Origin of the sequence: Streptacidiphilus rugosus AM-16, assembly GCF_000744655.1 — a bacterium.
Classification (GTDB): domain Bacteria; phylum Actinomycetota; class Actinomycetes; order Streptomycetales; family Streptomycetaceae; genus Streptacidiphilus; species Streptacidiphilus rugosus.
The window spans coordinates 2,767,932-2,781,987 of the sequence record NZ_JQMJ01000004.1; the positions used below are offsets into that span (position 1 = coordinate 2,767,932).

Consider the following 14,056-nt stretch of genomic DNA (forward strand, 5'->3'; position numbering starts at 1 on the left):
GCGCCCGGGCTCCAGCCGGTCAGGCCCGAACGCCCGCCCGGCTCAGCTCGGGAAGCAGCTTCTGCAGGATGTCGTGCAGCCGGTCCCGCTCGTCCTCGTCGAGCCGGTCCAGTGCGTCATGGACGGTCTGCATGTCCTCGCGGACCGCGGCGATCGCGGACCGACCCTGCTCGGTAGCCGTGACGATCTTGATCCGACGGTCCTGCGGCCCCGGCTCCCTGCGGACCAGCTCGCGCGCCTCCAGTCGGTCCACGATGCCGGTCACGTTGGAGGCGTCGCAGACCAGCTGCTCGGCCAGCGCCCGCATCGGCTGCGGCGCGCGGACGACGGCGCCCAGCACCTTGGCCTGGACGGGAGTCAGCCCGTGCCGGGCCGCGACGGCGGCGAAGTCCTGGTAGTACGCGCCGCCGACCGCCGCGATCACGTCCATCAACGCCGACTTGCTGGTGCTCATGACCCGAGTTTACGGCCCGCAACTTGAGCAGCTCAACTATCCTTGATCATCAAGCACCGCACGGTGGCAACGGCAGCAGACGAGGGGACGCACCACGATGAGCATGCGCACCACCACACTCGGCACCGACGGTCCCGCCGTGGGCGTCGTCGGCCTGGGCTGCATGGGGATGTCCCACGCCTACGACCCGGCCGCGCGCGACGACGACGCCTCCGTCGCGGTGATCCGGCAGGCCCTGGACCTCGGGGTCACCCTCATCGACACCGCTGACGTCTACGGCCCGTTCGTCAACGAGGAGCTGGTCGGCCGGGCCCTCGCGGGCGGCCACCGCGAGCGGGCCGTGCTGGCCACCAAGGTCGGCCTGCAACTGCCGGAGACCGGCCTCGGGGCGGGCGCCTCAGGGCTGCTGCGCAACGGTCGCCCCGAGCACGTCCGCGCCGCGATCGACGCCAGCCTGCGCCGCCTCGACACCGACCGCGTGGACCTGTACCAGTTGCACCGGGTGGACCCCGAGGTGCCGATCGAGGAGACCTGGGGCGCGCTCGCGGAGGCGGTCGCCGCCGGGAAGGCGCTCCGCATCGGCCTGTCCGAGGTGGGCGTCGACGAGATCAAGCGCGCCCAGGCGGTGCACCCGGTCGCCTCGGTCCAGTCCGAGCTCTCGCTCTGGACCCGCGACGCCCTGGCCGAGGTCCTCCCCTACTGCGAGAGCCAGGGCATCGCCTTCCTCCCCTTCTCCCCGCTCGGCCGCGGCTTCCTCGCCGGCCGCTTCGCGAACGCCGCCGACCTGCCCGCCGACGACTGGCGTTCGACGCTCCCGCGCTTCCAGGCGGACGCGCTGGCCGCGAACCAGGCGCTCGTGGACACCGTCCGGACCGTCGCCGACCGCCACGGCGCCACCCCGGCCCAGGTCGCCCTCGCCTGGGTGCTGGCCCAGGGCCGCTACGTCGTCCCGATCCCCGGCACCAAGACCCCGAAGTACCTGGCCGACAACGCGGGAGCCGCCGCCCTGACCCTCACCACCGCGGACCTCGCCGACCTCGACGCCCTCCCGGCCCCCACCGGCGACCGCTACTGACGCCTGCCGGCGGGCGGCTGCCGCCTGCGACGGAAGGAACCGACGGGGCGTCAGCCACGTCGAAGGGGTATGACCACCGACGCGTACTGGACCGACCAGGCCCCACCGCCGCCGCCCTGGCCGCCGGCGCCGCCCGTGACCGGCGGACGGCCGCCCAAGCGGGTCAACCGGACAGCCCTCGCGGTGCTGCTGTCCCTGCTGATGCTCGCCGGACTCGCGGTCGGGCTCGTGCTGTTCCTCGGCGCGTCCGCCAGTGCCGTCGGCGGCTGCGGCGGCGGCTGAGGCCTCACCGCAACAGGTACGGCAGGCGCTCGCGCAGGAAGCCGCGGGGGAACTCGTCCCGCAGCCGCCACAGTCCGGCGTCGACGACGAAGTGCGCCATCACCGCGCCGAGATAGGCCCCGTAGAGCGACCGCTCCGCGGGGCCTCCGTCGTGCAGGTGGGAGGCCAGGTTCAGCACCAGACCCAACAGCAGGGCGATGTTGAGCAGCAGCGCCAGCGAGATGAACCGCGGCATCCGCGCCCCCGCGCCGCCGCCCGCGACCATGCCCATCATCAGCAGGTACTGCAGGCCGTGAGCCATGGTCAGTCCCGCCACCGCCGCGTAGGGCGAGTCGAAGAGGAAGACCGGCAGGAAGAACCCGAGCGCCGCGCCGTACAGTGTCGCCACCTGCCAGGGGCGCTCGGCGCCCGGTCGCCGGAGCAACTGCGTGGCTCCGAAGCCGACGGCGAGCGCGAAGAGGGCAGCCGCCACGGGGAAGAGCCCGCCCAGGTGCGGGACGGGGCCGGAGAGCTGGAGCAGGGCGGGACGGCAGAGCAGCCCGGCCGTGCCCGACAGGCCCGCCGCGATGATCGCCGCCCGCTCGCCGCGCCGCAGCGAGCCCGCGCCGTACGCGGCGGAGGCGAGGGCGGCCAGGCCCAGGTTCTGCTTCTGGAAGTGGAAGAACTGCCAGGCGAAGAACGCGAGCAGCAGCAGGGTGAACGGCTTCGCCGGAACCAGGGCGCCGAGCACCGCCATCCCCACGACCAGCGCGAGCGGCGCCACGACGTAGCGTCCGCACCGGGCCGCCATGAAGCGGCGCACCTCGGGGACCGTGCAGAACCAGGCGCTGCTGGCGACGTGCACGGAGGAGCCGACGAACAGCAGCGCGCCCAGCCCGGCGCCCGCGCGCGAGCCCGCCGCCGGTGCCACGGCCACCGCCCCGACCAGCGAACCGAGCGTCAGCAGCAGCATGCCGCACAGCCACGCGTCGCGCGCTGTGCTGCGCCCCAGGGGGTGGGCGGGATACGGATCGAGGGCTGCCATCGCGTCAGCATAGGCGGGCCGGGAACATCAGCCGTCGTCGGGGCGTCACAGCCGCTCGCGCCGACCCCGGCCCGGTCACGGCGGGTATGACGTGCGTTCAGTCCTTGTGGCGCACGCCCGCCCAGAACGACGCACCGCCGCCGACGAGCACCAGAGCCCCGGCCAGCTGCAGCAGGTGGCGGATCCAGTCGATGCCGCTGGTGTGCCGGACGCCGATCCAGCCGGCCACGGCGTTGCCCAGCCAGGCGCCGCCCATGCCCAGGAGGACGGTCAACCAGAAGGGGATCGCCTGCTTGCCGGGCAGCAGCATCTTGGCCAGGACGCCGAGCACCGCACCGACGATCACGATCCAGATGATTTGGAACATCCCTGCCTCCCTGGGCCGCGCGTGCCGGGCCGTCTGACGGGCCTTGCGTCAGGCCGTGCGGCGTGGCCCCAGAATCGGCCGGTCATGGCGGCCCCGCACGTCGGCGGGGCCGAACGGGTGGTGTGGACCACCATCGTCCCGAATTGCCCTCGGTAGGCGGCTGGTAAGAGAAGTCCGTCGTCGCCGCACGTTCAACCTCCGGCCGTACGGGTGTCACCCAGGACCACTACTCATGTCGCGGGCACTGCTGCACCGACCACGCATCAGCTCGCAACGAGGAGAAAACCGTGACCCGACGCACCCTTCGCCTGGCCGCTCTGCTCGGCTCCACAGGACTGATCGGCGGGGCGTTCTTCGCCCAGGCCGCGGCTTCTCCCCTCAAGGCCTCCCCCGCGCACGACCAGCGCCACGTGCTGCTGATCTCCGTCGACGGTCTGCACCAGACCGACCTGGAGTGGTACGTCGCCCAGCACCCGAAGTCGACGCTGGCCCAGCTCGTGCACGGCGGCGCCGAGTACACCCACGCGAGCACCACCAACCCCTCGGACAGCTTCCCCGGCATGGTCGCCCAGGTCACCGGTGGCGGCCCGGGCACCACCGGCGTCTACTACGACGACACCTGGAACGACAAGCTGCTGCCGGCCGGCACCACGAACTGCAAGGGCGCCAAGCCCGGCGTGGAGATCGACTTCACCGAGGACCTGGACAAGAACCAGGCCAGCATCGACGCCGGCCAGGGCCTGAAGAACCTGCCGGGCTCGATCCTGCAGATGACCGGCGCGCCGCAGAAGCTGCTCAACCCGGCCAAGCTGCCGGTCGACCCGCAGACCTGCAAGCCGGTCTACCCGCACTCCTACCTGCAGACGAACACCATCTTCGAGGTGGCCAAGAAGGCCGGTCTGCGCACCGCCTGGTCGGACAAGCACGCCGCGTACGACATCCTCAACGGCCCGAGCGGCACCGGCATCGACGACCTGTTCACGCCGGAGATCAACTCCGACGCGCTCGGCTACGCGGCGGGCGACGACTGGACCAAGGACAACAAGGCCACCGAGCAGTACGACACCTACAAGGTGCAGGCCGTCCTCAACGAGATCGACGGCTACAACCACCAGCGCACCGACAGGGTCGGCACGCCGGCGATCTTCGGCATGAACTTCCAGGCGGTCTCCACCGCCGAGAAGCTGCCGTCCTCCGACGGCCTGCAGGGCGGCTACGTCTCCAAGAACGTGCCCGGCCCGCTGCTCGCCAAGAACCTGGACTTCGTCGACGCACAGCTCGGCCGGCTCACGGCGGAGCTGCGCGAGCGTCACCTGGACAGGTCGACCACCATCATCCTGTCCGCCAAGCACGGCCAGTCGCCCAGCGACCCGAAGGCGCTCAACCGGATCGACGACGGCCCGCTGCTGGACGGCCTCAACGCCGCCTGGGCCAAGGCCCACCCGGGCGCGGGCGCGCTGGTCGCGCACGCCGTGGACGACGACGCGGTGCTGCTCTGGCTGAACGACCACTCGCAGGCGGCGGCGGACTTCGCCAAGAACTACCTGCTCGCGCAGAGCGGCACCGGCACGGACATCGACAAGGCCGCCAAGCCGTTCACCCACTCCGGCCTGACGAAGGTCTACGCGGGCGCCGAGGCGGCCCAGTTCTTCGGCGTCAAGAAGGGTGACGCCCGCGTGCCCGACGTCTTCGGCGTCGCCCAGTACGGCGTCGTCTACACGGGCGGCACCGGCAAGGTCGCCGAGCACGGCGGCGGCCACGCGGACGACCTGAACGTCCCGCTGGTCATCAGCGGCGCCAACGTGCCGGACCAGGTCATCGACAACGCGCCGGTGCAGACCAAGCAGATCGCGCCGACCATCCTGGCCCTGCTCGGCCTCGACCCGGCCGACCTGACCGCCGTCCACAAGGAGGGCACCCAGGTCCTCCCGGTCCGCTGACCCAGCAGACCCGCAGGACCCAAGGCCGCGCCACGAGCGCACGGCGCCCGACGGCGGAGCCCGGACCGATCCCGGTCCGGGCTCCGCCCGTTCCTGCGGGGCCTGATGGCAACGTGCTGCGACGCCCCCGCTCAGGAGCGACGGTCCGTCACGGCCCGCGCGTCGGCCCGCGACGCCTCGGCCGGGGCCGCGGCTTCGAGCGGCGGGGGGCGGTCCCAGGCCAGCAGCATCATGGCCACGTCGTCGCGGAGGGTGCCGCCCGCGTGGCTCGTGAGGTCGGCGTGGAGCGCGGCGAGACCGACGTCGAGGTCACCGTCCGCCGCGCGCAGCAGCCCGGGGGCCCGCTGCGCCAAGGGGTAGAAGTCACCCTCGGGTCCGCGGGCCTCGATGACGCCGTCGGTGCAGAGCAGCAGCACGTCCCCCGCCGTGAAGCCGACCGTCCAGGACTGCGGGCCGCCGGCCGCCAAGTGGGCGAGACCCAGCGGAACCCAGGGGTCCGGCGGGTCCAGCGTCGCCGCCTCGCCGACCGACGGCACGAGCAGCGGCGGGACGTGGCCGCAGTGGACCAGCTCGATCGTCTCCTCCGCCGCGCCGAACTGCACCAGCAGCGCCGTGGTGAACTCGCCCGACGCCGCGTGCCGGGCGACGCTGCGTTCCAGTCGTGCCGCGACGCCGGTGAGCTCCGGCTCGTCGTAGGCCGCCTCGCGGTACGCGCCGAGCACCAGCGCGGCGGTCCGCACGGCCGGGAGGCCTTTGCCGCGCACGTCGCCGATGAGCGCCCTGACGCCGAACGGGGTGTCCAGCACGGCGTAGAGGTCACCGCCGATCTGGGCCAGGTCGGCGGCGGAGACGTAGCGCGCGGCCAGCCGGACCGGTCCGACCTGCGGCTCCGGGGGCGGCAGCAGCGCGAGCTGCGCGGCCTCGGCGACCGTCCGCACCGCCACCAGGTGCCGGGTGCGCAGGATCCGGAAATGGGAGATGAGGACCGCCGCCAGGGTCAGCGCCCCGTAGGCGATCAGGGTGCCCTGGAAGAGCCGGTGCGACTGCAGGTCGCCCAGCCCGTCCCAGCGGGTGAGCAGCACCATCAGCACCAGGCCGACGGAGCTGCTGATGATCACCTCCAGCGGAAAGAGCATCAGCGCCGCCAGCGGCGGGACCACCGACATCAGCGCACCCAGATAGGTGTCCCGACCCGCGACCATGTCCGCCAGGCAGACCACGATCATCGCGGCGCCGATCGGCAGCAGTCGCTGCCACAACGGGGCCCGGAGCAGCGCCGCACCGTCGTCGAGCGGCCGGCCCACCGAGGGCGCGGAAGCTCCCGGGTCCTCCGCCGGCCGGGTGCTCGTCACAGTCCCGAATCTAGCCGAACCCCAGGTAAGGGACACGTCTGGAGCTGCTCTGCAGAGGCCGGGAAAGTATGACAAAAAGGGTGGGACGCACGTCCGGCGAGAGGTCCCACCATGTCCGCAACGGCCGCCTCACCCCCGCCCGCCGGGCGGGGCGGCGGCCGGGCCCCGCTCACCCACCGATGGCGCACCTGCTTCTTCGGCGGCCTCGCGCTCTGGATCGCGGCCGTGCTGGTGACCTACTGGACGAACAACTCCAACCTGGTGCCGACGATCGTGCTGCTCGGCAGCTTCCTGGTGCCCGGCAGCTTCGTCGTCTGGGCCCACGAGCGCTACGGCCAGGATCTCGGCACCGACCGGATCGTGGCCTGCTTCGCCGTCGGCGGCATCATCGGGGTGCTGGGGGCCTCGCTGCTGGAGTACTTCCTGCTCGACTCCTCCATCTGGATCTACGTCGGCGTCGGCCTGATCGAGGAGGCGGTCAAGGCCTGGGCGCTGATCCTGCTGACCCGCAGGATCCCGCACGCGGGCGTGCGGCACGGCCTGGTCCTGGGCGCGACCGTGGGCTTCGGCTTCGCCGCGTTCGAGAGCGCGGGCTACGCGTTCAACGCGGTGCTGACGGTGCACGGGATCTCCCTGCGGGACCTGGTCTCCACCGAGATCCTGCGCGGCGTGCTGGCCCCGGTCGGGCACGGCCTGTGGACGGCGATCCTGGGCGCGGTGCTCTTCCGCGAACGGCGCGGTGACCGCTTCGTGCTCAACTGGCACGTGATCGGGACCTTCCTCGGCGTCTCCGCGCTGCACGCGCTCTGGGACAGCTCGCACGGGATCGCCGCCTGGGTCGTCGGCCGCATCACCGAGAGCAACTGGCAGAAGCGGATCTTCGACTTCGGCTACCTCCCCAGACCGACCCACAACCAGGTCGTGCTCTTCGCCGTCTTCTCGACGACGGGCCTGGTCCTGGTGGCCGCCGTAGGCCTGGGCTGGCTCTGGCTGCTGGTGCAGCAGGCCCGCAGGGACGGCCAGCTGCCGCCGCCGCGGCGGCGGCAGAAGCCGCGACCCGAACTGCACCCGCACCAGCGCTGGTACCAGCCGCCCACCTGACGGCCGTGTGACGGCCGCGGGCGTATTCCCGCAGCTGAAAGTGGTTCATCTCACCCTCGTCAAGGGTTACCTACGGTGGCGTAGGTCACTTCATGCAGTGAAGTATCTTCCGTATGCCCACACAGCGATCACCCCAGGAGTCCTCACAGATCACCTCCTACGCGGCTCTCGGGGACAGCTTCACCGAAGGCCTGAACGACCCCGGCCCCGACGGCGGCTTCGCCGGCTGGGCCGACCGGCTCGCCCGCCTGCTGGCCGAGCGCCGGCCCGTGACGGACGACGGCCGCTACGACTTCCGCTACGCGAACCTCGCCGTGCGCGGACGCCTGCTGGACCAGATCGCCGCCGAGCAGGTGCCGCAGATCGAGCAGATGCGACCGGACCTGGTCAGCCTCTGCGCCGGCGGGAACGACATCCTGCGGCCGGGCAGCGACCCCGACGACGTCGCCGAGCGCTTCGAGCGCGCCGTCGAGCGGCTGGCCCCGCACGCCGGACAGGTGCTGATCTTCACGGGCTTCGACACCAGGGACACCCCGGTGCTCAAGCACCTGCGCGGCAAGATCGCCACCTACAACGCCCATCTGCGGGCCATCGCCGACCGGCACGACCTTGCCGTCGCCGACGTCTGGGCGCTGCGGGCGGTCCGCGACCGCCGCGCCTGGAGCGAGGACCGCCTGCACCTCTCGCCCGAGGGCCACGAGCGCGTCGCCCTGCTGGCCGCCCGCGCCCTGGGCGTGGCCGCCGGTGACCCCGACGCCACCTGGCCGCCGACGCCCGCGCACACCGCGGCCGACGCACGCCGGGAGAACCTGCAGTGGGCGCGCGAGTACCTGCTCCCCTGGGTGAGCCGCCGCCTGCGCGGCGAGTCCTCCGGCGACCACGTCGAGGCCAAGCGCCCGGAGCTGGAACTGCTGTAGCGCGCCGGCCCACGGGGCCCGCCCCCACGCCCTTCGGGTGTGGGCGGCGGGCCCTTCTGCTACCCCGTGTGACTTCTGACTACTCTCGGTTCTCGTGGGAAATTTCTGCAGGCTCCACTCTGCGCAGAAATACCCCAGGGGGGTATGCTGTTGTGCAAGCTGAACAGACCGAACGCATCAGAGAAGCGCCTCAGGAGGCAGACATGACCACCGCCGTCTTCACCGTTTCCGGCATGACCTGCGGCCACTGCGAGAAGTCGGTGTCGGAGGAGGTCGGCGCACTGCCCGGCGTCACCGAGGTCTCCGCCGACGCCAAGTCCGGCCTGGTCACCGTCCAATCCGAGCAGCCGCTGGACGACGCCGCGGTCCGCGCCGCCGTCGACGAGGCGGGCTACGAGCTGACCGGCCGCAACGCCTGACCCGGCGCCCGCCCGGCGCGGGCGCGCAGCGCGCACCCCTGAGGAGGGAACCAGCATGACCACGGCCACGCCGGGCACGGACCCGGCCGTCAACAGGGTCGAGCTCGTCATCGGCGGAATGACCTGCGCCTCCTGCGCGGCCAGGATCGAGAAGAAGCTGAACCGGATGGACGGCGTCGCCGCCACCGTCAACTTCGCCACCGAGAAGGCCAGCGTCGAGTACACGTCCGGCGTGGCCGTCGACGAGCTGATCGCCGTGGTCGAGAAGACCGGCTACACCGCCGAGGTCCCCCCGCCCCCGGCCCTGCCGGAGCCGGCCGGGGGCGAGCCGGGCCGGGAAGGCGCCGCCCCGCAGGACGAGGAGACCGCACGCCTGCGGCAACGCCTGCTGGTCACCGTGGCACTCAGTATCCCGGTCGTCGTCCTCGCCATGGTCCCCGCACTGCAGTTCCGCAACTGGCAGTGGCTCTCGCTGACCCTGGCCGCACCCGTCGTGGTCTGGGGCGGCCTGCCCTTCCACCGGGCCGCCTGGACCAACCTGCGGCACGGCGCGGCCACCATGGACACCCTCGTCTCGGTCGGCACCCTCGCCGCCTTCGGCTGGTCGCTGTGGGCGCTCTTCTTCGGGAACGCCGGGATGCCCGGCATGAAGCACGGCTTCGACTTCTCGCTCTCCGCCGGTGACGCCTCCTCGACGCTCTATCTGGAGACCGCGGCCGGCGTCACCGCCTTCATCCTGCTGGGCCGCTACCTGGAGGCGCGCGCCAAGCGGCGGGCGGGCTCCGCGCTGCGGGCCCTGCTGGAGCTCGGCGCCAAGGACGTCGCCGTGCTGCGCGACGGGCGCGAGCAGCGCATCCCGGTCGCGCAGCTGGTGGTCGGCGACCGCTTCGTGGTCCGTCCCGGCGAGAAGGTCGCCACGGACGGGCAGGTCGTCGAGGGGAACTCGGCCGTCGACGCGTCGATGCTGACCGGCGAGTCCGTGCCGGTGGAGGTCGGCCCGGGGGACGCGGTCACCGGCGCGACGGTGAACGCCGGCGGCCGCCTGGTCGTCGAGGCGACCGGGGTCGGCGCCGACACCCAGCTGGCGCGGATGGCGGCGCTGGTCGAGCAGGCCCAGACCGGCAAGGCCGCGGCGCAGCGGCTCGCCGACCGGATCTCCGCGGTCTTCGTCCCCGTGGTCCTGCTCCTGGCGCTGGGCACCCTGGGCGTCTGGCTCACCGTCAGCGGCAGTGCCACGGAGGCGTTCACGGCAGCCGTGGCGGTCCTGATCATCGCCTGTCCCTGCGCGCTGGGACTGGCGACCCCGACGGCGCTCATGGTGGGCACCGGGCGCGGCGCGCAGCTGGGCATCCTGATCAAGGGCCCCGAGGTGCTGGAGAGCACCCGCCGGGTCGACACGGTCGTGCTGGACAAGACCGGCACGGTCACCACCGGCCGGATGGCCCTGGTCGCCGTCCGCGTGGCGGCCGGCGAGGACGAGGCCCGGGCGCTGCGCCTGGCCGCGTCGGTGGAACACGCCTCCGAGCACCCGATCGCCGCGGCGATCGCGGCGGCGGCCCCCGAACTGCTGCCGGTCGAGGACTTCAGGAACGTGCCCGGACTGGGCGTCCAGGGGGTCGTCGACGGCCACGCGGTCGTGGCGGGCCGCGAGCGGCTGCTGGACGACTGGGCGATGCACCTGCCGCCGGAGCTCACCGCCGCGAAGGCGGCGGCGGAGTCGGCGGGCCGCACGGCGGTCCTGGTCGGCTGGGACGGCGCGGCCCGCGCGGTGCTGGAGGTCGCGGACACCCCGAAGCCGACCAGCGCGGAGGCGATCGCCAGGCTGCGCGTCCTCGGTCTCACCCCCGTCCTGCTGACCGGCGACAACGCCGCGGTGGCCCGCTCGGTGGCCGCGGAGGTCGGCATCGAGAGGGACCAGGTGATCGCGGAGGTCCTGCCGGAGGACAAGGCCGCGGTCGTGGCCCGGCTGCAGGCGGAGGGCCGGACGGTCGCCATGGTCGGCGACGGCGTGAACGACGCCGCGGCGCTGGCCCAGGCGGACCTGGGCCTGGCCATGGGCACGGGCACGGACGCGGCGATCGAGGCGGCGGACCTCACCCTGGTCCGCGGGGACCTGCGGGCGGCGGCCGACGCGATCCGCCTCTCCCGGCGTACCCTGGCCACGATCAAGGGCAACCTCTTCTGGGCCTTCGGCTACAACGTCGCCGCACTCCCGCTGGCGGCGCTCGGCATGCTCAACCCGATGATCGCGGGCGCGGCGATGGCCTTCTCCTCGGTCTTCGTCGTCACCAACAGCCTCCGCCTCCGCCGCTTCCGCGCCGCCTGAGCGCGGCGCCTCTCGGCAGAGGTCCAGTTGCACCCCCGGGGGCGCGAGGAACTGCGCGCCTCCGGCGCGCGGACGGGGACCTGTGATCAGAGCGCCAGATGCACTGTCCAAGGGCACGGGACTCTGCTGATGAGCGGCTCCTCCCCCAGCCTTCGGCCGGGAGGCGCCCCCTGGCCGTCCACCATGGGCTACGCCCTGGGGCCCGGCTGCGTGCTCGGCGGGCATGTCGCCGCCACCGGCGCGGCCGGTGACCATCGCCTCCCGCGCCGCCTGGAGCTGGGCGGCGAGGCGTTCGTCCATCGGGGGTCCGCACAGGGTGGATTGCCCGGGCAGGGGGCGGCGGGGACCAGTTCTGGTGGGAAGGGCAGCGCGGCGTCGAGCGCGCGGCGCAGCGGTCCGTACAGGGCGTCCCAGCAGCGGACCAGCCCGCCGCCGTTCCACCGCGCCCCCTGCGCCGTTGTGGCATCGCGTCAGATCTACAGTGACCGCATGGAATATCGCACCCTCGGCACCAGCGGGCTCCTCGTCTCCGTGGTCGGACTCGGCTGCAACAACTTCGGCGGACGCCTGGACGCGACGCAGACGCGCGCCGTCGTCGACGCCGCGCTCGACGCCGGGGTGACGCTCCTCGACACCGCCGACATGTACGGCGGTGGCGGCGGCTCGGAGACCCTGCTCGGCGAGGCGCTGAAGGGCAGGCGGGACGAGGTCGTCCTGGCGACCAAGTTCGGCTTCCAGCGGGCCGACATGGGCTACGGGCCGGCCGCCGGGGCGAAGGGCGGGCGGGCCTACATCCGCCGGGCGGTGGAGGCGTCGCTGCGACGCCTGCAGACCGACCACATCGACCTGTACCAGTTGCACAGCCCCGACCCCGCCACGCCGATCGCCGAGACCCTGAGCGCGCTCAGCGAGCTCGTCCGCGAGGGCAAGGTGCGCTACGTCGGGCACTCCAACTTCGCCGGCTGGCAGATCGCCGAGGCCGCGCACGTCGCGCGGGAGATCGGGGCGGTCCCGTTCGTCTCGGCGCAGAACGAGTGGTCGCTGCTGGAGCGCGGGGCCGAGCGCGAGGTGGTGCCCGCGGCGCTGCACTACGGCCTCGGCGTGCTGCCGTTCTTCCCGCTCGCCAACGGCATGCTGACCGGCAAGGTCCGCCGCGCCACGGGCGTGCCCGCGGGCTCGCGCCTGGCGTCGCGGCCCGAGCGGGTGACCGAGGCGGGGCTCGACACGGTCGAGCGGCTGGCCGCCTGGGGCGAGGCCCACGGCCGGAGCATCCTCGAGATCGGCGTGGGCGCACTCGCCGCACGGCCCGGCTGCGGCTCGGTCATCGCCGGGGCGACCACCGCCGAACAGGTCCGCGCCAACGCCGCCGCCGGGCAGTGGGTCCCGACCGCCGAGGAACTCGCCGAGATCGACACGGTCCTCGACCCGACGCCCACCACCGCCTGAGCCGCCCGCGCGCTCCCGCCCGGGGAGCACGCGCGCCGTACCGGCTCAGGCACGCCCCGGGGTCGAACGAGCCCGCCCCGGGCCCACCCGGTCCGTACAGGCCGCTCTGCAGCCCCTTGGGCGCCCCTGCGGCTCCCGCCCGAGGAAACGTCGACGTCAAACGGGCGACGGCCGACCGGCGCGGAGCCGACCACGGTCCGCCCGGCGGTGTCCACGACCCGGCTCGCCGTCCCGCCCCGCGATGTCGCCCCCGACGTCGGGGGAAAGCGCGGGGCCCCTGTCCCGCCCCGGTATTCGCCCCCAGGACCGGCCCCACCCGGCGGAGCACGCACGCAGCGCCGTGCCGGGTCCAGCACACGCGGGGCCGATGGGAGCCGGCCACCGCGGGCCCGCCCGGCCGTACGAACCGCTGTGCCGCCCCCGGCCCGGTATTCGCCCCCTGGGACCCGGCTCGATGCTCGCGCAGCACACGCGGGCGGATGGGAGCCGGTCCCCTCGGGCCCACCCGCCCGTACGAGCCGCTGTGCCGCCCCCGGCTCCCACCGGCCCCCGGCCTTGCGGGGCACCCGCGGAGCGCTCCGCGCGTCACCGGCCGAGGAGTTCGCCGCCGTTGCAGTGGAGGATCTCGCCGGTGATGTAGCCGGCCTCCGCGCTCGCGAGGAAGAAGACCGCTGCGGCCACGTCGTCCGGCTCGCCCACCCGGCCCACCAGCGTGCGGCCGGCCCTGCGGACGAGTTCGACCTCGTTGAGGCGGTCGCCGAAGAACTCCGTGCCCGCCACCGTTCCCGGCGCCACGACGTTGGCCGTGATGCCGGACGGCCCCAACTGCGCTGCCAGGAAGTGATTCCACGCGTGCAGCGCCGCCTTCGACGCGCCGTAGGAGCCGGCGCCGCGCACCGCCGCGATCGAACTGACCGTCACCACCCTTGCCTCGCACGGCGTCAGCCGGTCCCGCACCGACTCGGTCAGCAGGACCGCGGTCAGCACGTTGCGCTCGAAGTCCCCGCGCCAGCGGGCCAGGACGGCGTGCGGTCCGGCCCCGGCCCGGGCCTCGCGGCTACCCGCGTTGTTGACCAACACGTCGATGCGCTGCGGCAGTTCACGCACCAGGCCCTCCACCGCATCGGCGTCGGCGAGGTCGCAGGCGATCGGGCGCACCCGAGGCCCGAGCTGCTTCGCCGCCTCCTCCAGCACGCCCCGACGGCGCCCCACGATGGTGACCTCGTCGCCGTTCTCGGCGAAGCGGCGCGAGACGGCGAGTCCGATTCCGGTGCCCCCGCCCGTCACGACAACGTTCCGGCCCATTGATCCCCCTCGGTCCACCGCTCCGGTCCCCCCGGACTCACGTGATTC

Annotated in this window: 13 protein-coding genes; 8 read left to right on the forward strand and 5 right to left on the reverse strand. The window is 73.4% G+C overall.

Going from position 1 to position 14,056, the window contains the following annotated elements:
• Positions 1-19: 19 nt before the first annotated feature.
• Positions 20-454 (reverse strand): MarR family winged helix-turn-helix transcriptional regulator, encoded by a 435-nt coding sequence (locus BS83_RS21555; RefSeq protein WP_037605258.1) that lies wholly within the window; start codon positions 452-454, stop codon positions 20-22.
• Between the two features lie 103 nt (positions 455-557).
• Here BS83_RS21555 and BS83_RS21560 point away from each other — a divergent pair, with 103 nt between their 5' ends.
• Complete coding sequence (locus BS83_RS21560) at positions 558-1,529, forward strand: aldo/keto reductase (protein ID WP_037609587.1); 972 nt, start codon at positions 558-560, stop codon at positions 1,527-1,529.
• A gap of 69 nt (positions 1,530-1,598) precedes the next feature.
• Positions 1,599-1,811: a hypothetical protein gene (locus BS83_RS45605; protein ID WP_037605259.1), complete on the forward strand. Its 213-nt coding sequence runs from the start codon at positions 1,599-1,601 to the stop codon at positions 1,809-1,811.
• A 4-nt stretch (positions 1,812-1,815) separates the two neighbouring features.
• Here the strand turns inward: BS83_RS45605 and BS83_RS21570 are convergent, their stop codons facing one another.
• Together BS83_RS21570 and BS83_RS21575 are read right to left on the reverse strand one after the other, a co-directional pair.
• A complete protein-coding gene (locus BS83_RS21570; RefSeq protein WP_037605260.1) occupies positions 1,816-2,835 on the reverse strand; it encodes a hypothetical protein in 1,020 nt (339 codons plus the stop codon).
• A 97-nt stretch (positions 2,836-2,932) separates the two neighbouring features.
• On the reverse strand, positions 2,933-3,202 hold the full coding sequence (locus BS83_RS21575) for a GlsB/YeaQ/YmgE family stress response membrane protein (protein ID WP_037605261.1): 270 nt from the start codon (positions 3,200-3,202) through the stop codon (positions 2,933-2,935).
• Between the two features lie 287 nt (positions 3,203-3,489).
• On the opposite strand from BS83_RS21575, the gene BS83_RS21580 reads away from it, so the two are divergent.
• On the forward strand, positions 3,490-5,142 hold the full coding sequence (locus BS83_RS21580; RefSeq protein WP_037605262.1) for an alkaline phosphatase family protein: 1,653 nt from the start codon (positions 3,490-3,492) through the stop codon (positions 5,140-5,142).
• Between the two features lie 131 nt (positions 5,143-5,273).
• On the opposite strand, the gene BS83_RS21585 is transcribed toward BS83_RS21580, so the two are convergent.
• Positions 5,274-6,494, reverse strand: a complete 1,221-nt coding sequence (locus BS83_RS21585; protein WP_157597269.1) for a PP2C family protein-serine/threonine phosphatase — start codon at positions 6,492-6,494, stop codon at positions 5,274-5,276.
• A gap of 111 nt (positions 6,495-6,605) precedes the next feature.
• Between BS83_RS21585 and BS83_RS21590 the strand changes: the two genes are divergently transcribed.
• From BS83_RS21590 to BS83_RS21610, 5 genes are all read left to right on the forward strand, one after another.
• Positions 6,606-7,595, forward strand: a complete 990-nt coding sequence (locus BS83_RS21590; protein WP_084713813.1) for a PrsW family intramembrane metalloprotease — start codon at positions 6,606-6,608, stop codon at positions 7,593-7,595.
• Between the two features lie 113 nt (positions 7,596-7,708).
• Positions 7,709-8,512 carry an SGNH/GDSL hydrolase family protein gene (locus BS83_RS21595; RefSeq protein ID WP_037605263.1) on the forward strand — a complete coding sequence of 268 codons (804 nt, stop codon included), beginning with the start codon at positions 7,709-7,711 and terminating at the stop codon, positions 8,510-8,512.
• Between the two features lie 152 nt (positions 8,513-8,664).
• The gene (locus BS83_RS21600) at positions 8,665-8,931 is read left to right on the forward strand and encodes a heavy-metal-associated domain-containing protein (protein WP_408641025.1); all 267 of its coding nucleotides are present in this window, start codon (positions 8,665-8,667) and stop codon (positions 8,929-8,931) included.
• A 55-nt stretch (positions 8,932-8,986) separates the two neighbouring features.
• A complete protein-coding gene (locus BS83_RS21605; RefSeq protein ID WP_037605265.1) occupies positions 8,987-11,257 on the forward strand; it encodes a heavy metal translocating P-type ATPase in 2,271 nt (756 codons plus the stop codon).
• A gap of 489 nt (positions 11,258-11,746) precedes the next feature.
• Positions 11,747-12,703, forward strand: coding sequence for an aldo/keto reductase (locus tag BS83_RS21610; protein ID WP_037605266.1), 957 nt, complete (start codon positions 11,747-11,749; stop codon positions 12,701-12,703).
• Positions 12,704-13,288: 585 nt separating this feature from the next.
• Here the strand turns inward: BS83_RS21610 and BS83_RS21615 are convergent.
• A complete protein-coding gene (locus BS83_RS21615) occupies positions 13,289-14,008 on the reverse strand; it encodes an SDR family NAD(P)-dependent oxidoreductase (protein ID WP_051943536.1) in 720 nt (239 codons plus the stop codon).
• Positions 14,009-14,056: the final 48 nt, after the last annotated feature.

Coding starts and splice junctions, on each gene's coding strand:
- BS83_RS21615 (WP_051943536.1), bottom strand. CDS start 14,008: ATGGGCCGGAACGTTGTCGTGACGGGCGGGGGCACCGGAATCGGACTC.
- BS83_RS21555 (WP_037605258.1), bottom strand. CDS start 454: ATGAGCACCAGCAAGTCGGCGTTGATGGACGTGATCGCGGCGGTCGGC.
- BS83_RS21610 (WP_037605266.1), top strand. CDS start 11,747: ATGGAATATCGCACCCTCGGCACCAGCGGGCTCCTCGTCTCCGTGGTC.
- BS83_RS21595 (WP_037605263.1), top strand. CDS start 7,709: ATGCCCACACAGCGATCACCCCAGGAGTCCTCACAGATCACCTCCTAC.
- BS83_RS21570 (WP_037605260.1), bottom strand. CDS start 2,835: ATGGCAGCCCTCGATCCGTATCCCGCCCACCCCCTGGGGCGCAGCACA.
- BS83_RS21575 (WP_037605261.1), bottom strand. CDS start 3,202: ATGTTCCAAATCATCTGGATCGTGATCGTCGGTGCGGTGCTCGGCGTC.
- BS83_RS21560 (WP_037609587.1), top strand. CDS start 558: ATGCGCACCACCACACTCGGCACCGACGGTCCCGCCGTGGGCGTCGTC.
- BS83_RS21605 (WP_037605265.1), top strand. CDS start 8,987: ATGACCACGGCCACGCCGGGCACGGACCCGGCCGTCAACAGGGTCGAG.
- BS83_RS45605 (WP_037605259.1), top strand. CDS start 1,599: ATGACCACCGACGCGTACTGGACCGACCAGGCCCCACCGCCGCCGCCC.
- BS83_RS21590 (WP_084713813.1), top strand. CDS start 6,606: ATGTCCGCAACGGCCGCCTCACCCCCGCCCGCCGGGCGGGGCGGCGGC.